Raw genomic sequence first — 21,954 nt, 5'->3', positions numbered from 1 at the left:
TATAACGGTGCGAGCGTTAGATAATTATTGTACGAGCCGAGCCCCCAGCGGCCAGATTTCTTACGTGAGTAAATCGCCGTTGATGACGTTGGTTGTTATTCGCCCTACCCCGCCCCTGCTCATCGTCACCAATGCCACCCCGCAGGGGGGGGCGGTTAAGCTCTTTTGTGGGCAGGGCCTGGATGGGCTGCAGGCCAAAAGCTCCGCCACGGGGTTCAGCAACTATACTTTCACCTCAACTGGCGTGGTGAGCGTGTCGGGCGGCCAGAATACGGGCGTGCCTACCTCGTCTATCAGCGGCCCCGGCACCGGCACCATCGACCTGAAGGCTTTATACACGCGCAACGGGGCCAGCACCTACGTGGCGGCCCCTACCGTGAGCGTGACCGTATCAAACACCGTGGCCCCGGTGACAATGCAGCCCATCCCCAACTCGTGTGTGGGGCAAACCATCCGGGTGCAGGTAGACCCCGTGCCGGGCGCCACCGACTACACTTGGGATGTGCCCTACCCGTTCAGCCCGCAAGGCAGCACCACTACCACACAGCCTTTTCTGGACATCACGTCGTCGGCCACGGCGCTCAGCCGGTCGTTCACCGTTGGGGTGGCTGCAGGCAACAGCAGCAGCGGCTGCACGGCCAGCACGGCCTCGCGCACGGGCGTCGTGGGGCCGGGCACCGGCGCGGCCATCGTGCCGGATGCCTCGCACACCGACACGGAAATCTGCGCCTACACTACCTTTCAGCTGTCGGCCAACATCGTCGACCTGCGCTACATCCCCAACACCGCCTATACCTACGACTGGACCGTGAACCAGCGCAACGGCCAGACGGGGGCCATCAGCACCACCTACGCTATGGGCCAGAGCATACAGGTGACGTCGCCGGGCACCGGCGACTGGCTCGACGTGTACCTGCAGGTGTATTCGTCGTGCGGCGACTTTTATCCCACCAGCCAAAGCTGGCAATCGGTGTACCAGTTCGCCAACGGGGAGTTCTGTCTGGTGTCGCGCCCGAACCCCGATAAAGCCGCCGCCGCGTACCCCAATCCAGCCGACGAGCGCCTGCACTTGCCCATTGCCGCCAGCGCCTATAGCCTCTACGATGGCTACGGCCGGGCCGTGCTGCAGGGCCAGCCCGCGGGGGTGCTCGATACGCGCCAGCTGCCGAATGGCCTCTACTACCTGGTGCACCAGGACGCTGCGGGCCGGGCCGTGCGCCAGGCCATCCAGGTGATGCACTAGGCGTCGGAGAAGTCCCCCGGCTATTCTACCGCGGAGGCCGCGCTACACCTCCACTTTCAGCGTGGCCGGCGCTTTGGTCACCTCAAACAGCTCGCCGTGGGGCACGATGGTGATTTGGCCGTATTCCTGGAGCAGCATTTTGTAGGCTTCGGCCACGGGGCGGGGTCGGCGGTCGAGGTCGAACAGGCCGCAGGGGTTCACGGTGCCCACTTTGCGCTCCAGGCCCTTGTCCCAATCGAGCTGGTCGATGAGCGAGTACCAGGTGAAGCCCAGCACGGGCACGCCTTCTTTGCGCATGCGCAGGACGTTGACCCACTGCTTCCAGAGCCAGGTGGGGCCGTCTTTGGCGTCGAGCACGTTGGTTTCGGTGTGCATCACCGGCTTGTGGTAGCGCTGGTAGTAGTCGTGGGTGATGTTGTACCAGCCCAGCACGTCCATGCTGGTGCATATTTCGCCGTTGGGCAGCATGATGCGTTCGTTGCGGCCGTAGTAGTCGTTGCCCATTACCTGGTAGCCGGGCGGCTCGCCGGCCATGAACCAGTCGTACTCGCGGCGGGTCAGGCCGTTGTCGTAGAGGTAGTTCAGCACGTCGCCTTCGGGGTGGTGGCCGTAAAGCAGGTCGAGGGCGGCGAAGCGCAGCTTGTTCTGCATCTGCACGGCATAGGTGTGCTCGGCCCGCAGCTCGTGGGTAAATTCGGCCGACTCGCTTTGCACAATAATGCAGTCGGGCCGGTGCTTGGCAATGCGCTGCGTGCCCATGATGCTGGCGGCCACCAGGTGCTTCAGGGCCGTCACAAAGGCTTTGTCTGACTTCAACTGCTCGTTCCAGATGCCGTCTTTGCCGCTCATTTTGGCCGTCACGTATATCTCGTTCACGGGGGTGTAGTAGCGCACCCAAGGGTAGCGCCTGGCTACTGCCTCGCAGTAGGCGGCGAAATGTACGGGCAACTCGGGGTTCTGGAAATTGCCCAGCCAGTCGGGCACGCCAAAGTGCATCAAGTCCAGAATCGGGGTGATTTGCAGGCGTTGCATTTCCGCCATCGCCCGGTCGGCGAATTCCCAGTCGTACTTCGTGGGGCTGAGCTGAATTTTATAGTAGGGCAAGCCGTAGCGCAGCACCTTCAGCCCCATTTCCTTCACCAGGCCCAGGTCTTCCTGGTACCGCTCGTAGTGGCCGCACTCGGCCAGCAGGTCGCGGCGGGTTTTGCCCTTGTCGATGGTCGGGTAGCTGCACTCGATGCCGGTGGCAAACATGAAATTATTGGGCAGGCCCGTAGGCAGACCGTTGCCGTTGTGGCCAGTGGCGCCGCCAAACTCGTCGCCCTCGTAATTGCCGTCGCCGAAATGCTCTTTTATTTCCGTGAGAAAGGACTTCATTAATTGGTTTTTATTTCGAGTGTTAGAACGTCATGCAGAGCGCCGCGAAGCATCTTGCCCGCCATTACTTAATCAATCGTTGCAACGCCATAGGTTATTGACTGCGCGCAAGGTGCTTCGCGGCGCTCTGCATGACGTTCACACAATCACCGCTACCCATCCCGCCGCTGCTGGCCTTCCAGAAACTTATCGGCCGTGCGCAGGCTCAGGGCCATGATGGTCAGGGCCGGATTGACGCTCAGGGCGCTGGGGAAAGTCGAGTTGTCCGAGATGTAGAGGTTGGGCACGTCGAAGGCGCGGCCGTTGGCATCCACCACGGCATCGTCGCCGCTGCGTCCCATGCGGGCCGTGCCGATGACGTGCGCGTAGCGCTGAAACGCCCAGATGTCGGTAGCGCCGGCCGCTTCCCAGATGCCGCGCATGGTTTTCTCGGCGTGGGCGTTCATGCGCTGTTCGTTTTCCTGGGCCGTGAAGTGCAGGCGCGGCTTGGGCAGGCCACGGGCATCCTTCTCGTCGGCCAGTTCCAGGTAGTTGTCGGCGTGGGGCAGGCAGTCGCCCAGGATGTTGATGCCGGCAATGTGGTTGTAGTTGCGCATGTAGTCGCGCAGTTGCTGGCCCCAGTATTTGCGGCCCCGCGCCACCTGTCCGGCAAACGTGACGGGCATCACGCCAATGCTTTGCAAGAGGTAGCCGCCGATGAAGTCGGCATCTTTCGGCCGGTGCGTGTCCTGCGAAATCAGCCCGCCGGGAATGCCCTTGTGGGGCCGTACTTCCTCGGCAAACGTGCCCCACACCTGCAGGCCGGGGTGCGCCATCAGGTTGCGGCCCACCTGCCCGCTGGTCAGCGCCAGCTCATTCAGCAGCAGCAGGCGCGGGGTTTCCACCGAGCCGCCGCAGAGGAAAAGGTGGCGGCAGCGCTGGCGCTTCTGCTTGCCGTTCTGGGTGTACACCACGCCGGTCACGTAGCCCCGCGCATCGCGCTCAATCTCGGTCACGAAGCTGTTGGGCCGAATATCGGCGCCGTGTTGCACCGCTAGGGGAATGAATGTGACGTCCATGCTCGACTTTGCGCCATTCGAGCAGCCGGCCTGGCAGAAGCCCCGGTTGGTGCAGGCCTCGCGCCAGCCCAAGCCTTCCTGGTAGTAGCGGGCCGACAGCGCCGCATTGGCCGCCGGCGAAGTTCGGATACCTAGCTTTTCAGCCCCGCGTACCATCAATTGGGCGGCACTGTTCAGCGGCAGCGGAGCCAGCGGGTAGCCCTTGCGTCGGGCGGGCCCCCACGGGTAGGGCGTGGGGCCTGAAATCCCGATAAACTGTTCAACTTCTTCGTAATACGGTTCCAGCTCCTCGTAGCTCACCGGCCAGTCTTCGCCCTGCCCAAAGTCGCGCCTGATGTGCAAATCATCGGGCAGGGGGCGGGGCGTGTAGGCCGTGTAGTGCAGCGTGGAGCCGCCCACACCGGTGCCGGAGTTGTTCTTGCCCATGGCGAGAGGGTCGTGGCCGGCGGCCAGTCGCTCGTCGTTCCAAAACAGAAAATCCTGCGCTTTTTCGTCGGTGGCAAAGTCTTTTTCCGGGTTGTGCCAAGGGCCGGCTTCCAGAGCTACTACTTTGAGGCCGGCCCTGGCCAGGCGGGCCAGCAGCGGCGCGCCGCCCGCACCCAGGCCAACGACGACGCAGTCTACTTCCGCGGCTTCGGGCTCAACGGCTTGCGGCTGCTCTTTGGGCGTGTCGGCAGCTGCTGGGGCAGGGGCGGGCTCATCGGCCAGCAGCGCGCGCAGCAGCGGGTCCTGTATTTCGGGTTTAACGGGGTTGAGGACGCCTTCTTCGAGAACTTCTTCGTCGGGCATGGTGGCAATGGGTGAATGGCGGTAGAAAATAAAACATCTGTCATCCTGAGCGCAGCGAAGGACCTTATTACGTTTGCGCCGGTTGAATTAGGGCAAGTTATTCTTGCGTGAGAAGGTCCTTCGCTATGCTCAGGATGACAGATTTGGCTCCCGGTCTTCCTTTTCATTCAGCCCTATTTTGGTCCAGGCCGGCAGGTCGGCCATGCCCACGTAGCCGATTTCCTCCTGCGCCAACGGGTGGGCATAGTAGGTTTCGGTTAGCTCGGCCAGTAGCTCCTCGAAGAAGCGGTCGGCGTCCAGCGTTTGCCAGGTGGCGCCGGGCGGGTTGCCGGCGGCCAGCGCCTGAATCACAGCATCCTGCTGGTCGGTAGTAAGCACCGTAAAATCAGCCTGAAACAATGCCTGGGCAATTTCCTGGATGCCGCCCAGGCCCAGGCGGTAGGCTTCGCGGTCGGGGGGCAGTGCGTCGTAGCGCCAGCCATCGGCGCGGCCTTCGGCGAGGCGCTGGTCTACGGCCGGGGCCAGCGGAACGGGCTGCTCCGGCCGGTCGGGCTGGGGGAAGATGCGGGCGGCCACGGCTTCGAGCAGGGCATAACTTTCGGGAGCCAGAAACTGCGGCGTGTAAGCGGTGGGAGCACCGAGGCGGGCCTGCACGGCAGCGCGGGTAGCCTCCGAAACGTGCGAGGTATCGAGTAGGGCGCGTACGGTTCCGCTTGGATAAGAGGGGATGGACATAAACCGGGCTTGGAATGAAGCACTACCGCGGAAAACGGTTCAGCTACTCCTTCCTTACGAGTAAAGCCGAAAGAAAGGGTGCAGGTTTTTGCGGGTATTTCTTAAACAAAACCCACCAAAAAGCCGCCGGCGTGAGGCCGGCGGCTTTGGGGGAAATGATTCAGACGCCTTAGCGGTCTATTTAAACAAGGCCAGCGCCTTGATGAAGGTCTGCGACACGCCCCAAGCCAGGGGGAGGCCCACCACCAGCCAGGCCAGCACCACCGAGCCGCCCGAACCGGCATCGGCAGGGGCCGGCGTGTTGGAAGAGTTTAGTTTTGGATTCATGTTGTAATCGTTTGAAGGAGTGGAACAGGGTTGTTTAGTGGGCGCCGGGCTCTATCGTGACCGGGCCTTTTTCGTAGTACCGCTCGTTCACGGCCGTCACCAGAATGTTGGCCAGGAAGCCCACCACCAGCAGGCCGGCCATGGTGTAGAACACCGTTTGGTAAGCCGCCGCGCCTGCAAAGCCTTCGTGCTTGCGGCTGTCGGAGAGGTAGTGCACGATGAGCGGACCGAGCACGCCGGCCGTGCTCCAGGCCGTGAGCAGGCGGCCGTGGATGGCGCCCACCTGGTACTTGCCAAACAGGTCGGACAGGTAAGCCGGGGCCGTGGCAAAACCGCCGCCGTACATGCTGATAATGACGCAGGCCACGGCCACAAACAAGGTCAGTTGCAGGTTATGGCCCAGCGTCGGAATCAGGGCGTAGAGCACGATGCCCAAACCGAAATAGATGGCATAAGCCACCTTGCGGCCCAGCTTATCCGAAGCCGACGACCAGAAGAAGCGGCCCAGCAGATTGAACAAGCTCAGCAGGCCCACGAAGCCGGCGGCCGCGGCGGCCGTCACGCCCTTGCCGGCGCCCATGGCGGTGTCCGAAAACGTCTCCTGAATGAGCGGCGAGGCGGTTTCAAGTACGCCGATGCCGGCCGTCACGTTGCAAAGCAGCACCACCCAAAGCATCCAGAATTGCGGTGTTTTGATGGCGTTATCGGCCGACACGTTGGCTGTGGTGATGAGGTCGTTGTGCTCGGTGCTGGGCACGTAGCCGGCGGGCTTCCAGTCATCGGCCGGCACCCGGATGGTCCAGACGCCAAACTGCATAAAAACCAGATAAACCAACCCCATCACGATGAACGTGGGCGCCACGCCCATCGGCGCCGAATCCTTAAAATGCGCCATCAGGTTGTTGGCCAGCGGCGAGCCAATCATGGCGCCGCCGCCAAAGCCCATGATGGCCATGCCCGTGGCCACGCCCTTGCGGTCGGGGAACCACTTGATGAGCGTGCTCACCGGCGAAATGTAGCCGATGCCCAGCCCAATGCCGCCCACAAAACCATAGCCGAAATACAGCAGCCAAAGGTTGTGCAGGTGAATGCCCAGCGAGCCAATGAGAAAGCCCCCGCCGAAGCAGAGCGACGCCGCCAGCATGGCCTTGCGCGGCCCCACGCGCTCCAGCCACTTTCCAAAAATAGCCGCCGACAAGCCCAGCAGCACAATGGCAATGGAAAACGTGATGCCGATTTGCAGCGGCGTCCAGTCGTCGGGCGCGGGCTTGGCCACATCGCCGCTGATAAGCGCGCCCAGCGGCTTGTTGAACACGCTGAACGCATACGCCTGCCCAATGGCCAGGTGAATGGCCAGGGCCGCCGGCGGCACCAGCCAGCGGTTGTAGCCGGGCCCCGCCACGGTGCGGCTGCGGTCGAGCAAAGAAGAGGAGTTATCGGCCATAAAGGAGGGGGAAATAAAGGTTTAAAAAACACCTGTCATCCTGAGCGCAGCGAAGGACCTTATGACTCCTGCGCCGCTGTGACATACTTAAACTGTTCAGAAAGTCGTCAAAAAAAGCGATAACGTCCCACGGAGCTGGTCGAAGCCGCGCACAACATGACGTTCTGTTGACTTTCTAAGCAGCTTCACTATAAACAGCTCTTCGGTGAAAAGGCCCTTTGCTGCGCTCAGAACGACAGGCGGGCTCGTTTATAAAAAAGCCTACTCGTCGCTGCTGAGCTTGCCCCCCGTGACGTGTACGAGCGAACCCGTCATAAAGGAGCCGTCCTGCGAAGCCAGCAGCACATAAGCCGGCGCCAGTTCCTCGGGTTGGCCGGGGCGCCTGAGGGCGACTTCGTGCCCGAACTTGGCAATTTCTTCGCGCGGCATGGTGCCGGGAATGTTGGGCGTCCAGACCGGGCCGGGCACCACGCAGTTCACCCGAATGCCTTGCTCGCCCAGATACAGCGCCAGCGACTTGGTAAGCGCATGAATGCCCGCCTTCGAGCAGGCATAGTCGACGAGCAGCGGAATGCCCGTGATGCCCACAATGCTGCCCGTATTGATGATGCAGTCGTCCTTTTTAAGGTGCGGGATGGCGGCCTGCGCCATCCAGATATACCCCAGAATATTGGTGTCGAAGGTGCGTCGGATTTGCTCTTCCGGAATGTCTTCGAACTTGTCCTGGGCCATCTGGAAGGCGGCATTGTTCACCAGAATGTTCAGGCCGCCCAGCTCGGCCAGCGTGCGGCGCACGGCCTGCCGGCACTGTTCGGGGTCGCGCACGTCGAGCTGGAGCAGCAGGCACTTGCGCTGCTCACGTTCCACCAGCTGTTTGGTTTTCTCGGCGTCGTCCACATTTTCGTTGAATACCACGGCCACGTGGGCGCCTTCCTTGGCAAAGGCGAGGGCCACGGCTCGCCCAATGCCGGAGTCGGCCCCGGTGATGATGGCCACTTTGCCCCGAAGCTTGCCGGCTGCCTTGTAGTTAGCCAGGTCCGAGTCGGGTTGCAGTTTCATATCGGCCTGCTTGGCGGGATAGGGCAGCTTTTGGGCAGCCGCTTTCATGTCCTTGGCCGTAGGGCGGCGTTCGGGCTTGGCAGGAGCGGTGCTGGGGGCCGTGGTCGGCTTTTTAGCGGGCATGGCAAAGGAGGATGATGTGTGTGCCTGCTTACGCGGAAAATTCCCGAATGGCTGCCATTGACCCGCTTTTGTGGCCCTGCCTACTTACAGCCGCCGCAGCACCACGCGCCGGTTGCGCGGGCGCTGGGCGGGGTCCGTATTGTCGGCTACGGGCTGGGTGCCGCCGTAGCCCACTGGCCGCAGCTGGGCCGTAGCCACGCCATGCGCCGTGAGGTAGAGGCACACCACTTCGGCGCGTTGCTGGGAGAGCTGGCGGTTCAGTTCGGCATTGCCTACGTTGTCGGTGTGGCCCTGCACCTCAAAGCGTAGCCCGGGCCGGGTGCTCATCTGGGCTGCCAGGCCATCGAGCGTGGTGCGGGCAGCGGGCAGCAGCAAGGCTTGGCCTTGGTCAAAATAAAGGTCAGGCAGCGTCACCGCCTCGCCCACTGCCAGCTTTGTCAGCTGCGCGGCACTGCCCGAGTCGGGGGGCGCCAAGACGGGCGCCCGGGTGCGCGCTGCCACCGGAGCGGTGCGCCTGGCCGCCGGGTTGCCCGCGCCCCATGCCGGCTTTTTGCTAGGCAGTCGCGCCGGCGGTTGCGGCCTGCTTACTACCGGAGCTGTGGGCGTAGGTACCGGGGGAGGCGGGCTTACACGCTTTGCCACGGGCTTGGGGTTTTCCCGGTATAAGTACGCCGAAGAAATGGGGATGGACTTGGAGGCGGGCTTATTATCGGCAAGGCCCCAGAAATTTCGCCACGACGAGGGAGCCGGAGCCGTAGGGGAAACAGGTAGCTCCCACGTCACAAAAACACGGGTGTCCAAGCCGTATTGGCAATAGTCAACCCGTAGGCGGTAAGGCTCGCCGGCCCGGAGCTCAACGGCGGCAATGTAGCTGCTCTGGGGCTGGCCACGCCACTCGTTGAGCAGCAGCCGGTCGTCCAGCCACAGCCGAATGCCGTCGTCCACGGTCACATGAAAAAGGTATTTGCCGCTGGCCGGGGGCACCAGCCAGCCCGTCCAGCGCACCGAAAAATCCTCGGCCGGGAGCCTCGGTGCGGGCGGCTGCTGGCCCCAGTTAAAATTGATGGTGGCGTCGCGGCGGGTCAGGACGTATTTTTCAAAGTCCGTTCCTTCGTAGTAATCGCCTTTGAGGCCATCGCCCGTCGGCAGCGGTGCTTGCGCCAGTGCCGGCGCACCCGGCAGCAGCACCGCCAGCCGCAACAGCCATTGCCCAAGCCATCGGTTGTGTACGCCAGCCATGCCGCAATAACGCTACTTCCGGTACTTTGGTATCAAGTGGTGGTGCAGAAGTAAGCGTATTGAATTTAGCCCGTCCTGCTGAGCGCAGTCGAAGCATGACGGGCTTTTTTACTACGGTTATTTTCGCTCGACTGCTGAGCGCTCAGCACCAATGGCCCATCGGCTGCTTACTTGAACTCGTGGCCGCAATGAAAGCAATGGTAGCGGTTGCCGCGCACCGGAAATCGCAGCAGCACCGACAACAAGGATGCCCAAAAGCCATACGTATTGCGCGTGGCCGGCCCAAAGGCCACATCCGACGAGCCGCAGCGGGGGCAGCGGGGCGTCACCGGGTCGGGGGCATCGGCGGCAAAAGAAGCCACATCGGGGCCGGTAGCCAGGGGCACGGGCTCGTGGTGCAGGATTTCGAGGGCCGTTTCGGCATCGCGCTGCAGCACATACAGCCGCACCCCGCCGGTGATGGGGCTGTAAAGCGGTATCAGCGACACCAGGTTTTCATTGCTCAGGAAGCACGGAATGCCCGCCGCTTCCAGCCGGGTGCGGGCCAGGTTGGCGGCCATCGGCTCGTAAAACGATTCGAGGAAAACAACGGAGTCGGGACTTGGCACGGCAACGGGCAGCAGGAGGTAAAAGCGACGCGTTAAAATTGAGCAGAAATCCCGGTTAGCGCTTCGCTTTCACCGCCTGGCTTACTTCACCTGCTTGGCCGTTTCGTTGATGCCCGCGGCCGTGTGGCCGGCTTGCAGGGCCACAAACTCGGCCTGCCGGGCCCGGATGGGCAGCTCGTAGCGGGCCGGCATGTCCATCCGGATTTGCTTGAGCTGGTCGTTGAGGCGCTGGTACACGGCGCGGGCGTAGTCCCAGTCGCGGTCGGTCCAGGTGGTGCGTTGGGTGCGGGTTTCGCGCACCAGCTGGGCGTAAGCGTTGGGCAGGTCGGCCGGCGTCAGGGCATTGACCTGGCCCGCATACGGCCCCAGCAGCTTGTTTTCCATGGCAATTTGCTGGCGCGGGTCGAGGGGCCGGGCGCGGCGGGCGCGGTTGTTGGCATCGTAGCGGGCGGTGGCTTTGCCTACCTTGGCCAGTTTGCCGGCGGCGGTGCGGGCCAGGGTGTCGAGCTCGCGGCCGGCGCTGCGGGCCACCGTTCGGCGTTCGTTCGGCGTCGAGTCGCAACCGCTGAGCAGCAGCGCCAGCACCGCCGCGCTGCCACAAAGCCGTAGTCCAACCCCGGAGTCTGCAATTCGTGTCATGGCAAAGAAGAATCAATACGTGAGATTGACAAAACCGACGCTGCGGGTTTCGCCAAAATGAACTGTTTACGGCGAAAGCCGCCGAAAGGTAGGCGGCTGCCGGCGCCGGGCTGCCCGCCCGTGCTTATTGAGGAAAGCGGCCTTCTTCCAGCAATTCGCGCAGGGCGCGCTGCTGCTCCTGCAGGCCCGGAAAATGCGCGCAGATGGCGCCCAGTCGGTCGAGCGCGTGCAGGGCGCGTCGGTAGTCGCCCAACTGCCGCAAGATGCTGGCCTGTCCCCACAGCGCCCCAAAGTGCCGGGGCTCCCGCTGCAGCGTCTCGGCAATGTCGTCCAGCGAAGCCCGGTACTCACCCCGCAGATAATAGGCCGTGGCGCGCTTGTTCCAGGCTTCGGTAAACGCAGGGTTGAGTTGAATTATTCTGGTAAAATGTTTAATGGCCAAGCCTTGGTCTTCGGCCTGCATGGCGCGCATGCCGGCTTCCAGCTCTTTGTCGAGGCCTGTGTCGCCACTCGTTAGCCACAATTGCCAAATACCGCTTTGCAGCGCTTCAATCTCGGCCGGCGCCGTGGCCGTGCGCAACTGGGCAAATAGGTCGTCGAGCATCATCAATTAGCAGTTGCAAAAAAGAACGTCATGCTGAGCGCAGTCGAACCATCTCTACCGCGCAACTACTCAATACGATTGAATTGCCATTGCGGTAGAGATGCTTCGACTGCGCTCAGCATGACGTGCTGAATAAGGCAACTAAAATCGCCCCTTAAAACAGCTCCGCTGCCACGCGCCGAATGCTTTCCGACTTGCCCATGCTGTAGTAGTGCAGGCAGGGCACGCCGTGGGCCATCAGTTCGCGGCTCTGGTTCAGGCACCACTCGATGCCGATGGTGCGGGCCGCCTCGTTGTCGCGGCACTGGCTGATGGCTTCCACCAGCGGCTCGGGCAGGTTGAGAAAAAAGGCCCGCGGCAGCATGGTGAGCTGGCTTTTGGTGGTCAACGGCTTCAGGCCGGGAATGATGGGCACCGTGATGCCCGCATCGCGGCACTTCTGCTCGAACTTGAAAAATTCCTCGTTGTCGAAGAACATCTGGGTCACAATGTACTCGGCGCCCCGGTCCACCTTGTGCTTCAGGTAGCGGATATCGGAGGCATAGTTGGGCGCTTCGAAGTGCTTTTCGGGGTAGCCAGCCGTGCCGATGCAGAAGTTGGTGGCCCAGGTATCGTCCTGCTCCTCATCGAGGTATTCGCCCTTGTTCAGGTTGGCCACTTGCCCAATGAGGTCGCAGGCGTAGGCGTGCCCGTCGGGCTCGGGCTTGAAGATGCCTTCACTCTTGATGGGGTCGCCGCGCAAGGCCAGCAGGGAGTCGATGCCCAGGAAATGCAGGTCTATCAGCGCGTTCTCGGTTTCTTCCTTCGTGAAACCGCCGCAGATGAGGTGGGGCACGGTGTCTACATCGAAGCGGTTTTTGATGGCCGCGCAAATGCCCACGGTGCCGGGGCGGCGGCGCACGGTCTTCTTCTCCAGCAGGCCGTTGGGGTGGTGGCGGTACACGTATTCTTCGCGGTGGTACGTCACGTCGATGAACGGCGGCTTGAACTCCATCAGCGGCTCAATGTTCGAAAAGAGCGTATGGATGTTTTCGCCTTTTTTGGGTGGCAGCACCTCAAAGGAAAAGAGCGTTTTGCCGTTGGCGCGGGCCAGGTGGTCGGTAACTTTCATTTAGGCGGAGTAGCGCGAAATTTTATTTCGCGTCGAGCAAAGCGGGATTAATTAATAGGACGGCAGCGCAGGACAGGATGCTCGCTGCGAAATGAAATTTCGCGGTACACGTTCTACGACTTGGGCTCGTAGTTCAGGTTTGGCATCAGCCAGCGCTCCAGTTCGGCCAGGGGCATGTTTTTGCGCTGAGCAATGTCGGCCACCTGGTCTACGCCAATGCGGCCGAGGCCGAAATAGCGCGCATCGGGGTGGGCGTAGTACATGCCGCTGACGGAAGAGGCCGGGTACATGGCCAGGTTTTCGGTGAGGGTGATGCCGGTTTTGGCGCCGGCGTCGAGCAACTGGAACAGGGTAATTTTCTCGGTGTGGTCGGGGCAGCCGGGGTAGCCGGGGGCGGGGCGCACGCCGCGGTACTTCTCCTGCACCAGGTCCTCGGCGCTCAGGTGCTCGTCGGGCGCGTAGCCCCAGAACTCGCGGCGCACCCGCTCGTGCAGGCGCTCGGCGAAGGCTTCGGCCAAGCGGTCGGCCAGGGCTTTCACCATGATGCTGGAGTAGTCGTCGTGGTCGGCCTCGTATTGCTCCAGCAGCTTCTCGATGCCGATGCCGGCCGTCACGGCGAAGCCGCCCATGTAGTCGGCGCGGCCCGATTCTTTCGGCGCCAGGAAGTCGGAGAAAGCAATGTTGGGGATTCTGGGGCCCTTCTCGCCTTGCTGGCGCAGCGTGAAAAACTCGGTGGCCACCGTCTCGCGCGCGTCGTCGGCGTAGATTTCGATGGTGTCGTAGTCCTTCGTGTTTGCCGGCCAGAAGCCCAGCACGGCGCGCGCCGTGAGCAGCTTCTCGTCGATGATTTTGCGCAGCATGACCTGTGCATCTTCGTAAAGCTTGGTCGCGGCCTCGCCCAAGGTTTCGTCGGTGAGGATGCGCGGGTAGCGGCCCTTCAGCTCCCAGGTGTGGAAGAAGGGTGTCCAGTCGATGTACTGGGCCAGCTCGGCCAAGTCGTAGCCCTCCAGCACTTTGGTGCCGAGGAAGCTGGGCTTGGTAATCGGAACCGTGCTCCAGTCCGATTTGAAGCCGTTTTCACGCGCCGCTTCAATGGTCAGGTAGTTTTTGTCGCGCTGGCGGCTGGCGTAGTCGGCGCGCAGGGCGGCGTAATCGGCCGCCACCGTTTCGGCATACGCCACTTCGCCCGAGCCGAGCAAGCCCGCTGCTACACCCACCGAGCGGGAGGCGTCGTTTACGTGTACCACCGCGCCGCTGTAGGCCGGCGCAATTTTCACCGCCGTGTGCAGACGCGAGGTGGTAGCTCCGCCAATGAGCAGGGGCACCTTCATGCCGCGCTTTTCCATGGCTTGGGCCACGTACACCATTTCATCGAGCGAGGGCGTGATGAGGCCGGACAGGCCAATTACGTCGACCTGCTGCTTCTGGGCCTCGTCCAGAATCTTCTCGAGTGGCACCATCACACCGAGGTCGATGATGTCGAAGTTGTTGCAGGCCAATACCACGCCCACAATGTTTTTGCCGATGTCGTGCACGTCGCCCTTCACCGTGGCCATCAGGATTTTGCCGGCCGTCTGGCGGTCGGTGCCCTGCTTGTCGGCCAGGAGGTACGGCTCGAGGTAAGCCACGGCTTTCTTCATCACGCGGGCCGATTTCACCACCTGCGGCAAGAACATTTTGCCGGCGCCAAACAGGTCGCCCACTACGTTCATGCCGGCCATGAGCGGGCCTTCAATCACATCGAGCGGGCGGGCCAGCTCCTGGCGGGCGGCTTCGGTGTCCTCGTCAATGAATTCGGTGATGCCCTTCACCAGCGCGTGCGACAGGCGCTCCTGCACCGGCAGGCTGCGCCAGGCATCGGCCACCACTTCCACCTTTCCTTTCTGCTTCACCGTGTCGGCAAACTCCAGCAGGCGCTCGGTGGCATCGGGACGGCGGTTGAGCAGCACGTCTTCCACCAGTTCCAGCAGGTCCTTGGGCACTTCGTCGTACACCGCCAGCTGGTTGGGGTTCACAATGCCCATGTCCAAACCGGCCCGAATGGCGTGGTAGAGGAAGGCCGCGTGCATGGCCTCGCGCACCACGTCGTTGCCACGGAACGAGAACGAAATGTTGCTCACACCGCCGCTGGTGAGGGCGCCGGGCAAGTTCTGCTTAATCCAGCGCACCGACTCGATGAAGTCGATGGCGTAGTTGCGGTGCTCCTCCATGCCGGTGCCGACGATGAGGATGTTAGGGTCAAAAATGATGTCCGTGGCCGGAAAATCAATGCTCATCAGCAGGTCGTAGCTGCGCTGGCAGATTTCCTTGCGGCGCTCCAGCGTGTCGGCCTGGCCTTCTTCATCGAAGGCCATCACCACCATGGCCGCGCCGTATTGGCGCACGGTGCGGGCCCGCTGCAGAAACAATTCCTCGCCCTCTTTCAAGGAAATTGAGTTCACTATGCTCTTGCCCTGCACGCACTTCAGGCCGGCTTCCAGCACGCTCCACTTCGAGGAGTCAATCATTACCGGCACCCGCGCAATGTCGGGCTCCGAGGCAATGAGGTGCAGGAAGGTGGTCATGGCCTGCTCCGAATCGAGCATGCCTTCGTCCATGTTGATGTCGAGCACCTGGGCGCCTTCTTCTACCTGCACGCGGGCCACGGCCAAGGCTTCTTCATAAGCGCCCGTGCGAATGAGGCGGGCAAACGCGCGCGAACCGGTCACGTTGCAGCGCTCGCCCACGTTCACAAACAGGCTTTCGGGCTTGATGGCGAAGGGCTCCAGGCCGCTCAGGTGCGTGGCAACCGGCACCTCGGCCGGCAGCTGGCGGGGCTTGTATTTCTTGGCCAGGCGGCTGAGTTCGGCAATGTGCTGGGGCGTGGTACCGCAGCAGCCACCCACTACCGTCACAATGCCTTCTTTCAAATACTCTTCTACGAGCGCTGCAAATTCCTCTGCCGACTCATCGTATCCGCCAAAAGCATTCGGCAAACCGGCATTGGGGTAAGCGGAAATGTGCACGTCAGAAATGCGGCTCAACTCTTCCACGTACTGGCGGAGCTGGTCGGCCCCAAGGGCGCAGTTCAGGCCCACGCTCAGCAGCGGCAGGTGGCTGATGCTATTCCAGAAGGCTTCCACCGTCTGGCCACTCAGCGTGCGGCCCGATGCATCGGTGATGGTGCCCGAAATCATGATGGGCACTACGCGGCCGCCCTCGTCGAAGAACTTCTGCACGGCATAAAGCGCCGCTTTGGCGTTCAGCGTGTCGAAAATGGTTTCGATGAGCAGCGTGTCCACGCCGCCGTCCACGAGGCCGCGCACCTGCTCCAGGTAGGCCGTGGCCAGCTCGTCAAACGTCACGGCGCGGAAGCCGGGCCGGTTCACGTCGGGCGAGAGCGAGGCGGTGCGGTTGGTGGGGCCCACGGCGCCGGCCACAAAGCGCGGGCGCTCGGGTGTGGAGTACTCGTCGGCGGCTTCGCGGGCCAGCCGGGCCGATTCGTAGTTCAGCTCATACACCACGTGCTCCAGGCCGTAGTCGGCTTGCGCGATGGTGGTGCCGGAGAAGGTATTGGTTTCCACCATGTCGGCCCCGGCGGCAAAGTACTCGGCATGAATGCCCTTGATGATGTCCGGGCGCGTGAGGCTCAGCAGGTCGTTGTTGCCACGTAGGGGCTTGGGGTGGTCGGCAAAACGGGTGCCGCGGAAATCCTCCTCCGTGAGTGGATGACGCTGAATCATGGTGCCCATGGCGCCGTCGAGAATCAGCAGGCGCTGGCGGAGCAGCTCGGGAAGCAAGTAGCGCGAACTCTGTAGTTCGTGTTCCGAAGGGGCAGTAAGCGTGGCGGTGGGCATTTCTTTCAGGGTCGAATAGCTACGTAAGCGCGTATCCAGAAAGAAACCCGAACAGTAAGGTTCGGTTCCGGCTGTCATCTTCTTTCACCTCAAAACGCGGTGAAACGGGAGTTGGCACCTACTCGCGGTAGGTTGCCAAGACGTCATCGGGCCCGGTCCCTCGGTCTTTCTGGATAGCAGCGTAGGGCGAAGATACAACGGAAGCGCAATAGCCGCCGCATGCGCTGGCCAGCGGAAAAAGCGAGCGGGCTATATCCGGCTCTGTCGATGGACAAGCTATGCATGCCCACTCCGCGAACAATTTTACTGCATTGGCCAGGGATGAAATGCAATATAAAATTTAATTTAAATATTAATTTTATATTATATTAGCCGGGCCTATCTGTTTTCCGACATGCGGGCAAGCGTGCCGCGGGTTGTGGTGCCCACCGCCTACTTCCTCCTGATTCGCAAGCTGCTCCGAATCCACATTTAAGTTGGGTAGGTGGCCTGCTAAGATGTTTAACCTCATAAAGCCTTCTGACATGCATGCACTCGTAGTTAATTCCAGCGGCCGGACCGACCTCTCGGTGAGCCGGAAATTGGTGGTTGAATTGGTGGATGAGCTCAAAGCCAAGCACCCCGGCCTAACGTTCTGTTACCGCGACGCGGCAGCGGGGCTGCCGTTCGTCAACGAACTGATGATAAGCGGGTTTTACCTGCCCGCCGAGCTGCGCACCCCGGAGCAGACCCAATCCTTGGCTTTCTCCGACCAGCTGGTGCAGGAACTGCAAGCTGCCGACGTGCTCATCATTGGCGCGCCCATCTACAATTTCAGCATCCCGGCCTCGCTCAAGGCCTGGGTCGATTTGATTGCCCGCGCCGGCCTCACTTTCTCATTCTCAGAAATGGGTTTCCAAGGCTTGCTGCACAACAAAAAGGCTTACCTGGTGGTGACTTCCGGCGGTGTGGAAGTGGGCAGCCCGGCCGACATGGCCACGCCCTACCTGCGCTTGGTGCTGGGTTTCGTGGGCATCACCGACGTAGAGGTTATCAGTGCCGACCAGCTCAACCTTCTCGGCGAGCAGCCCATTGGCGCCGCCCGCGATGCCATCCAGCACATCCACGCCGTGGCCTGACAGCCGGTAGGAATGGGTCCGTGACTGACGCATTCGGCGGCGGTTTCAGTCGCTTCATGGCGGGGCGCCAGCCGAAGCAGGCGCTACAGCGCCCAGGCCGGCCATACGCTGCCCGCCGCAAAAACGGCGGGCTCCGGTGGCAGCTCCAGAAAGGCATTAGCCCCTACCAAGCCCATCAAATCGCCGGAGCCGCCCACGCGCAACGGCGTAGCCAGGCGTCGGCCTTCAGCGTCCACGGTCAGGCGCACGGGCACGAAGTGAGCCAACTGGGGCTTGAAATGAATGTCGACGGCAAGGATAGCGGGCTGTGGGCCCTCCGAAGCAGCCGAAGGCAGAGTGGCCGTCCCTTCGGGCTGCTGCACGGCGCGCAGCCAGGGGCGCACGTAGCGGCAGGCGGTGATGAACGTGGAAACCGGATTGCCGGGCAGGCCAAACACCACCGGCCCATTGGCCCGCGCCCCAAACCAGAGCGGCTTGCCGGGCCGCTGGTTGACCTCGTGGAAGATTTCGGCCACGTGCAGCTCGCGCAGCAGGCCCGGCAGGTGGTCGGCGCGGCCCTTGCTCACGGCCCCGCTCAGCACCACGGCATCGAAGCCGGCCCCCAGGATTTTGGTGAGGCCGTCGCGCAGCTCATCCAACGCATCGGGCAGGTGAAAAAGCGAAACATCGGCCCCCGTTTGGGTGAACAGCGCCTGCAACGCATAGGCATTGGAGCGCCGAATCTGGTGCGGCAGGGGCTGCTCGTGGATGCCCACCAACTCGTCGCCGGTACTCACCACGGCCACGCGGGCGTTGCGCGAAACGGCTATTTCAGCGGCGCCCACGGTGGCAGCCACGGCCAGCTCGGCGGGGCCCAGGCGAGTGCCGGGGGGCAGCAGCGCGTCGCCCGCGCGGCGGTCGGCGGCCTGGCGGTGGATGTTGACGCCGGGCGCTTCGGGCGGCGGAATCTGGATGGTGGCGCGGTTGTCGTGCAGAAGCAGGTCCTCGTAGCGCACCACCGCATCGGCGCCGGCGGGCAGCACCGCGCCGGTCATTACTTCCACGGCCTGCCGCGGGTTGAGCAGCGGCCGGGCCAGGGCGCCAGCGTACTGCGTGTGCTGAATTTGAAACACCGACTGCCCGCCGGCCCAGGCGGCGTGGGCCACCGCAATGCCGTCCATGGCCACCCGGTTGAAGGGCGGGAAATCGCGGTCAGCCGTCAGCGTCTCGGCCAGGATGCGGCCGGCAGCGTGGGGCAGGGGCACCGTCTCGGGCGCTAGTGGGCGGGCCGTGGCGAGGACGCGGGCGGTGGCTTCGGCGGGAGAGAGCATGGGGGAAGGTTATAAAACTCGCATCGGAAAGAACGTCATGCTTCGCTGCGCTCTGCATGACGTTCAATCAGTGCCTTACGGAATCAGCCGGTCTTGACGCAGCTGGGCAAACAAGTCAAAAAACGAGTCCTCCGTGCTCTGGAACACCGTGAAGCCCCGGCGGCGGCTATTGGCCATATCGGTCATCACCTCAATGGGCCGGCCCAGGTCCAAATCGGTGTGCCAGGGCGAAGCCAGGCGACTCAAATCGGCTTCGGCCAGGCCATTCTTCGCAGCAATGTCGCGCCACAATGCTGCATCGCCGGCCATCTCGGCTTCCAGCGGGTGAAGGGTGCCGTCGAAGCCCACCGCCTCTACGCCAAACCATTCGGCCAGGCGGCCCCAGAGCTGGCTCCAACGGAAAACGTCACCGTTCACCACGTTGTAGGCTTCGTTGCGGGCGGCGTCGGTGGTGGCGGCCCACACCAGCTGCTTGGCAATGACGCGGGCATCGGTCACGTCCGACAGGCCTTCCCACTGCGCCTGCGAGCCGGGCCAGCGGAAGGGCCGCCCCGTGGCCTTGCAGATGCTGGCGTACACGGCCAGCGTGGTGCCCAGGTTCATGAGGTTGCCCACGGCCTTGCCGATGATGGTGTGCGGCCGGTGGACGCTCCAGGTGAAGCCGTCGCGGGCAGCGGCGGCGTACACTTCGTCTTCCTGGGCGTAGTAAAAGTTGTCGAGCGCCAGCCGGGGCTGCGACTCGCGCAAGGGCGTGGGCGGGGCCACACCGCCGCTCACGTAGGCTTCAAATGGCCCTAGGTAATGCTTCAGGCCGGTTACCAACGCCACGTGCTGCACCGAATGCTTCGGGCCGAGGACGGCCAACAGGTTGCGCACCATGGCGCTGTTCACGCGGATGTTCTCGGCTTCGGTGTCGTTGCGCATCCAGCTGGTAATGAACACATGCGTGGGCCGAAGGTCGGCCAAGGCGGTTTCGAGGCTGGCTACGTCGAGCAAATCGGCGGCTACGGGCTGCAGACCGGGAATGTCGGCGCCGGGGCGGCGGGCCAGGCCGTAAGTAGTCCAGTTATTAGCCAGCAGCTCCTGGGCCAGGTTGCTGCCGATGATGCCGCTGGCACCCACAACTAAAGCGGTATTGGTCATGATAAAAATCGAGGTGGATAAGGAGGCCCGAAGGGGCCGGCGCGGCGGGTTTCGCCGGGGCTGCCGGGCTGCTTTGGCCCGGTGCTGACTAGAAAACGGCTACCTGGCCCAATAGTTTACGACAAAACAATTCGCCGTCGAGTTGGCTAAATGAACTGTAGCGCGGACTTTGCAGTCCGCGGCCCCACGCCGCCCGGTTGTCGTTGAGCGTCGCGGACTGAAAAGTCCGCGCTACAATCCACCCAACGATTCGGCGCATTTACACGTCTCTACGCCCTATGCTCACCAAGAATTTTACCCACGTCAACGCCGCCAACCAGCCCACCATGGTCGATGTGGGGGCCAAGCCACCCACCCGCCGCGTGGCTCGCGCCCACTGCCGCGTGGTGCTGGGCCCGGAGCTGCTGAGCCGCGTGCAAGCCGGCGAAATGCCCTCGCACAAGGGGCCGGTCATCCACACGGCCATCCTGGCGGGCATCATGGGCGCCAAGCGGACCTCGGAACTCATCCCGCTCTGCCACCCGCTGGGGCTCGATGATTGCAGCGTGACCATTGAGCCCGACGGCCCCGATGCCCTGCGCGTGGTGTGCACGGCCGTGGTCACGGGCCGCACCGGCGTCGAGATGGAAGCCCTGACCGGCGCTACCGTGGCCGCCCTCACCATCTACGACATGTGCAAGGCGTTTTCGCACGACATCAGCATCGAAGGTGTGCAGTTGATTGAGAAAACCGGCGGCAAGCGTGATTTTCACCGCGCCAAAAATTCGTAAATTCCGGCATGGATAGTCTACCCAACTCAACCGTAAAACGCACCAAACACGCCGCCCTGGCCCGGCCTGATGTGGGCGAATTTGGCCGCCACGAATTGGCCATTCTGGGCGCGCCCTGCGGCGATATCCAGGCCCTGGTGGCGCGGCTGCTGCCCCATCTGGCCCCAGCGCTGCGCGTGGCCTACGTCGATGCCGACCACGCGGCCGGCGACGCGGCTGCCGCTGAAGATTCTTCGGATTCCTTGGCTCGCCCGTTGCCCTACGTTGCCGAAAATGCCCTTTCGGCCGAGCTGGTAGATAAAATCACCTACCGCCAGCTCAACCTGACGCGCGCCCTGGACAAGTTCTCGCAGCCCGAGCTGCTGGCCCACGAAAGCGTGGTGCTGGTGAACGGCAACCACTTCCGGGCCCGCCAGCAGGTCGTCATCGTCGACCCGCGCAAGCCCTTGGATAAGAAGCTCGACCGCCTCACCGATGTTCGCCTGATTCTGCTGGCCGAAGGCCAAACGGAGTTGCCGCCCGTGCTCACTGAGTACCTCAGTGCCGCGCCGCTGCCGCCCGTGCTGCGCTTGGCCGAAACGGAAAAAATAGCTGCCTTCATCCGGCAGTGGTATGCCCAGGCGGTGCCGGTGCTGCGCGGCCTAGTGCTGGCCGGCGGCCGCAGCGAGCGAATGCAAACCGACAAAGGCAAGTTGCACTACCACGCCCTCGACCAGCGCCAGCACACGGCCGCCCTGCTCAGCGAGTTTTGCCCCGACGTGCGCGTATCTGTGCGCCCCGACCAAGCCGCGGAATTGCCCGCCGGCCTCACCGCGCTGCCCGACACCTTTCTGGGCCTGGGCCCGCTGGGCGGCGTGCTTTCCGCCTTGCAGGCCGACCCCAACGCCGCCTGGCTGGTGCTGGCCTGCGACCTGCCCTTCCTCACCCGCGAAACGCTGGAATACTTGGTGAGCAACCGGCATCCTGCCCGCATGGCCACCACGTTTAAAAGCCCTTGGGACGCGTTTCCGGAGCCGCTGGTCACCATCTGGGAGCCGCGCAGCTACGGGCAGCTGCTGCGGTTTCTGAGCCTGGGCTATTCCTGTCCGCGCAAGGCGCTTATCAACTCCGATACCGAGCTGCTGGCCGCGCCCGTGCCCGAAGAACTGCGCAATGTGAATACTCCGCAGGAGCGGGTCCAGGCCGAGCGGGAATTGCTGCGCTAAGGCGTTTGCCGAATTGGGCCAATGAGCGGCCGGGACCACAAGAAGTCCGGCCGCGGGTGAAAAATGATGACAGGTTAACGACTTGAAAGCCTGGCTGCCTCATGGGTAGTCGGGCTTTTTTGCGTCGGGACCTTACACTTTTTGCTTGCAAAATGGCGTTGGGAGTGCCGGCTGGCACACTTTTCGAATAAGGCCGGCCAGAGAATTATTTTTCAC

At 62.8% G+C, this 21,954-nt stretch carries 18 protein-coding genes and 1 riboswitch; of the genes, 4 read left to right on the top strand and 14 right to left on the bottom strand.

What is annotated here, in order from left to right; genetic code table 11:
* The first annotated feature begins 82 nt into the window (after positions 1-82).
* Complete coding sequence (locus tag JKL48_RS00325; RefSeq protein WP_201977241.1) at positions 83-1,243, top strand: hypothetical protein; 1,161 nt, start codon at positions 83-85, stop codon at positions 1,241-1,243.
* A gap of 42 nt (positions 1,244-1,285) precedes the next feature.
* Here the strand turns inward: JKL48_RS00325 and JKL48_RS00320 are convergent, their stop codons facing one another.
* From JKL48_RS00320 to metH, 12 genes are all read right to left on the bottom strand, one after another.
* Positions 1,286-2,620, bottom strand: coding sequence for a family 1 glycosylhydrolase (locus JKL48_RS00320; protein WP_201977239.1), 1,335 nt, complete (start codon positions 2,618-2,620; stop codon positions 1,286-1,288).
* Between the two features lie 152 nt (positions 2,621-2,772).
* On the bottom strand, positions 2,773-4,467 hold the full coding sequence (locus tag JKL48_RS00315; RefSeq protein ID WP_201977235.1) for a GMC family oxidoreductase: 1,695 nt from the start codon (positions 4,465-4,467) through the stop codon (positions 2,773-2,775).
* Between the two features lie 129 nt (positions 4,468-4,596).
* Positions 4,597-5,202 carry a gluconate 2-dehydrogenase subunit 3 family protein gene (locus JKL48_RS00310; protein WP_236668525.1) on the bottom strand — a complete coding sequence of 202 codons (606 nt, stop codon included), beginning with the start codon at positions 5,200-5,202 and terminating at the stop codon, positions 4,597-4,599.
* Positions 5,203-5,379: 177 nt separating this feature from the next.
* Positions 5,380-5,529 carry an MFS transporter small subunit gene (locus tag JKL48_RS00305; RefSeq protein WP_201977234.1) on the bottom strand — a complete coding sequence of 50 codons (150 nt, stop codon included), beginning with the start codon at positions 5,527-5,529 and terminating at the stop codon, positions 5,380-5,382.
* A gap of 34 nt (positions 5,530-5,563) precedes the next feature.
* Positions 5,564-6,973 carry an L-lactate MFS transporter gene (locus tag JKL48_RS00300; protein ID WP_201977233.1) on the bottom strand — a complete coding sequence of 470 codons (1,410 nt, stop codon included), beginning with the start codon at positions 6,971-6,973 and terminating at the stop codon, positions 5,564-5,566.
* 261 nt (positions 6,974-7,234) lie between these two features.
* Positions 7,235-8,155 carry an SDR family oxidoreductase gene (locus JKL48_RS00295; protein ID WP_201977232.1) on the bottom strand — a complete coding sequence of 307 codons (921 nt, stop codon included), beginning with the start codon at positions 8,153-8,155 and terminating at the stop codon, positions 7,235-7,237.
* A gap of 84 nt (positions 8,156-8,239) precedes the next feature.
* Positions 8,240-9,394 carry a PA14 domain-containing protein gene (locus JKL48_RS00290; RefSeq protein WP_201977231.1) on the bottom strand — a complete coding sequence of 385 codons (1,155 nt, stop codon included), beginning with the start codon at positions 9,392-9,394 and terminating at the stop codon, positions 8,240-8,242.
* 167 nt (positions 9,395-9,561) lie between these two features.
* Positions 9,562-10,002, bottom strand: coding sequence for a putative signal transducing protein (locus JKL48_RS00285; protein ID WP_201977228.1), 441 nt, complete (start codon positions 10,000-10,002; stop codon positions 9,562-9,564).
* Between the two features lie 81 nt (positions 10,003-10,083).
* The gene (locus tag JKL48_RS00280; RefSeq protein WP_201977227.1) at positions 10,084-10,641 is read right to left on the bottom strand and encodes a hypothetical protein; all 558 of its coding nucleotides are present in this window, start codon (positions 10,639-10,641) and stop codon (positions 10,084-10,086) included.
* Between the two features lie 124 nt (positions 10,642-10,765).
* Positions 10,766-11,248 carry a tetratricopeptide repeat protein gene (locus tag JKL48_RS00275; protein ID WP_201977225.1) on the bottom strand — a complete coding sequence of 161 codons (483 nt, stop codon included), beginning with the start codon at positions 11,246-11,248 and terminating at the stop codon, positions 10,766-10,768.
* Between the two features lie 151 nt (positions 11,249-11,399).
* On the bottom strand, positions 11,400-12,356 hold the full coding sequence (gene metF, locus JKL48_RS00270) for a methylenetetrahydrofolate reductase [NAD(P)H] (RefSeq protein WP_201977223.1): 957 nt from the start codon (positions 12,354-12,356) through the stop codon (positions 11,400-11,402).
* A 113-nt stretch (positions 12,357-12,469) separates the two neighbouring features.
* Positions 12,470-16,192, bottom strand: a complete 3,723-nt coding sequence (gene metH / locus JKL48_RS00265) for a methionine synthase (protein ID WP_201977222.1) — start codon at positions 16,190-16,192, stop codon at positions 12,470-12,472.
* Between the two features lie 71 nt (positions 16,193-16,263).
* Positions 16,264-16,372: riboswitch (SAM riboswitch) on the bottom strand.
* Positions 16,373-16,716: 344 nt separating this feature from the next.
* On the opposite strand from metH, the gene JKL48_RS00260 reads away from it, so the two are divergent.
* Positions 16,717-17,310, top strand: a complete 594-nt coding sequence (locus JKL48_RS00260; RefSeq protein ID WP_201977216.1) for an FMN-dependent NADH-azoreductase — start codon at positions 16,717-16,719, stop codon at positions 17,308-17,310.
* A gap of 83 nt (positions 17,311-17,393) precedes the next feature.
* On the opposite strand, the gene JKL48_RS00255 is transcribed toward JKL48_RS00260, so the two are convergent.
* Together JKL48_RS00255 and JKL48_RS00250 are read right to left on the bottom strand one after the other, a co-directional pair.
* Positions 17,394-18,620 carry a molybdopterin molybdotransferase MoeA gene (locus tag JKL48_RS00255; RefSeq protein ID WP_201977215.1) on the bottom strand — a complete coding sequence of 409 codons (1,227 nt, stop codon included), beginning with the start codon at positions 18,618-18,620 and terminating at the stop codon, positions 17,394-17,396.
* 75 nt (positions 18,621-18,695) lie between these two features.
* Positions 18,696-19,763, bottom strand: coding sequence for an SDR family oxidoreductase (locus JKL48_RS00250; RefSeq protein ID WP_201977214.1), 1,068 nt, complete (start codon positions 19,761-19,763; stop codon positions 18,696-18,698).
* A gap of 278 nt (positions 19,764-20,041) precedes the next feature.
* On the opposite strand from JKL48_RS00250, the gene moaC reads away from it, so the two are divergent.
* Positions 20,042-20,533: a cyclic pyranopterin monophosphate synthase MoaC gene (moaC, locus tag JKL48_RS00245; protein ID WP_201977213.1), complete on the top strand. Its 492-nt coding sequence runs from the start codon at positions 20,042-20,044 to the stop codon at positions 20,531-20,533.
* 8 nt (positions 20,534-20,541) lie between these two features.
* Positions 20,542-21,738 (top strand): NTP transferase domain-containing protein, encoded by a 1,197-nt coding sequence (locus JKL48_RS00240; protein ID WP_201977204.1) that lies wholly within the window; start codon positions 20,542-20,544, stop codon positions 21,736-21,738.
* Positions 21,739-21,954: the final 216 nt, after the last annotated feature.

This window comes from Hymenobacter rubidus (assembly GCF_016734815.1).
Taxonomy (GTDB): Bacteria; Bacteroidota; Bacteroidia; order Cytophagales; family Hymenobacteraceae; genus Hymenobacter; species Hymenobacter rubidus.
This window is presented reverse-complemented; position numbering and strand designations above follow the sequence as displayed.

Bases quoted from the DNA above. Each gene is read 5' to 3' on its own strand.
- JKL48_RS00305 (WP_201977234.1), bottom strand. From the start codon at position 5,529: ATGAATCCAAAACTAAACTCTTCCAACACGCCGGCCCCTGCCGATGCC.
- JKL48_RS00310 (WP_236668525.1), bottom strand. From the start codon at position 5,202: ATGTCCATCCCCTCTTATCCAAGCGGAACCGTACGCGCCCTACTCGAT.
- JKL48_RS00325 (WP_201977241.1), top strand. From the start codon at position 83: ATGACGTTGGTTGTTATTCGCCCTACCCCGCCCCTGCTCATCGTCACC.
- JKL48_RS00250 (WP_201977214.1), bottom strand. From the start codon at position 19,763: ATGACCAATACCGCTTTAGTTGTGGGTGCCAGCGGCATCATCGGCAGC.
- JKL48_RS00295 (WP_201977232.1), bottom strand. From the start codon at position 8,155: ATGCCCGCTAAAAAGCCGACCACGGCCCCCAGCACCGCTCCTGCCAAG.
- metF (WP_201977223.1), bottom strand. From the start codon at position 12,356: ATGAAAGTTACCGACCACCTGGCCCGCGCCAACGGCAAAACGCTCTTT.
- JKL48_RS00275 (WP_201977225.1), bottom strand. From the start codon at position 11,248: ATGATGCTCGACGACCTATTTGCCCAGTTGCGCACGGCCACGGCGCCG.
- JKL48_RS00320 (WP_201977239.1), bottom strand. From the start codon at position 2,620: ATGAAGTCCTTTCTCACGGAAATAAAAGAGCATTTCGGCGACGGCAAT.
- JKL48_RS00240 (WP_201977204.1), top strand. From the start codon at position 20,542: ATGGATAGTCTACCCAACTCAACCGTAAAACGCACCAAACACGCCGCC.
- JKL48_RS00290 (WP_201977231.1), bottom strand. From the start codon at position 9,394: ATGGCTGGCGTACACAACCGATGGCTTGGGCAATGGCTGTTGCGGCTG.
- moaC (WP_201977213.1), top strand. From the start codon at position 20,042: ATGCTCACCAAGAATTTTACCCACGTCAACGCCGCCAACCAGCCCACC.
- JKL48_RS00280 (WP_201977227.1), bottom strand. From the start codon at position 10,641: ATGACACGAATTGCAGACTCCGGGGTTGGACTACGGCTTTGTGGCAGC.
- JKL48_RS00255 (WP_201977215.1), bottom strand. From the start codon at position 18,620: ATGCTCTCTCCCGCCGAAGCCACCGCCCGCGTCCTCGCCACGGCCCGC.
- metH (WP_201977222.1), bottom strand. From the start codon at position 16,192: ATGCCCACCGCCACGCTTACTGCCCCTTCGGAACACGAACTACAGAGT.
- JKL48_RS00300 (WP_201977233.1), bottom strand. From the start codon at position 6,973: ATGGCCGATAACTCCTCTTCTTTGCTCGACCGCAGCCGCACCGTGGCG.
- JKL48_RS00260 (WP_201977216.1), top strand. From the start codon at position 16,717: ATGCATGCACTCGTAGTTAATTCCAGCGGCCGGACCGACCTCTCGGTG.
- JKL48_RS00315 (WP_201977235.1), bottom strand. From the start codon at position 4,467: ATGCCCGACGAAGAAGTTCTCGAAGAAGGCGTCCTCAACCCCGTTAAA.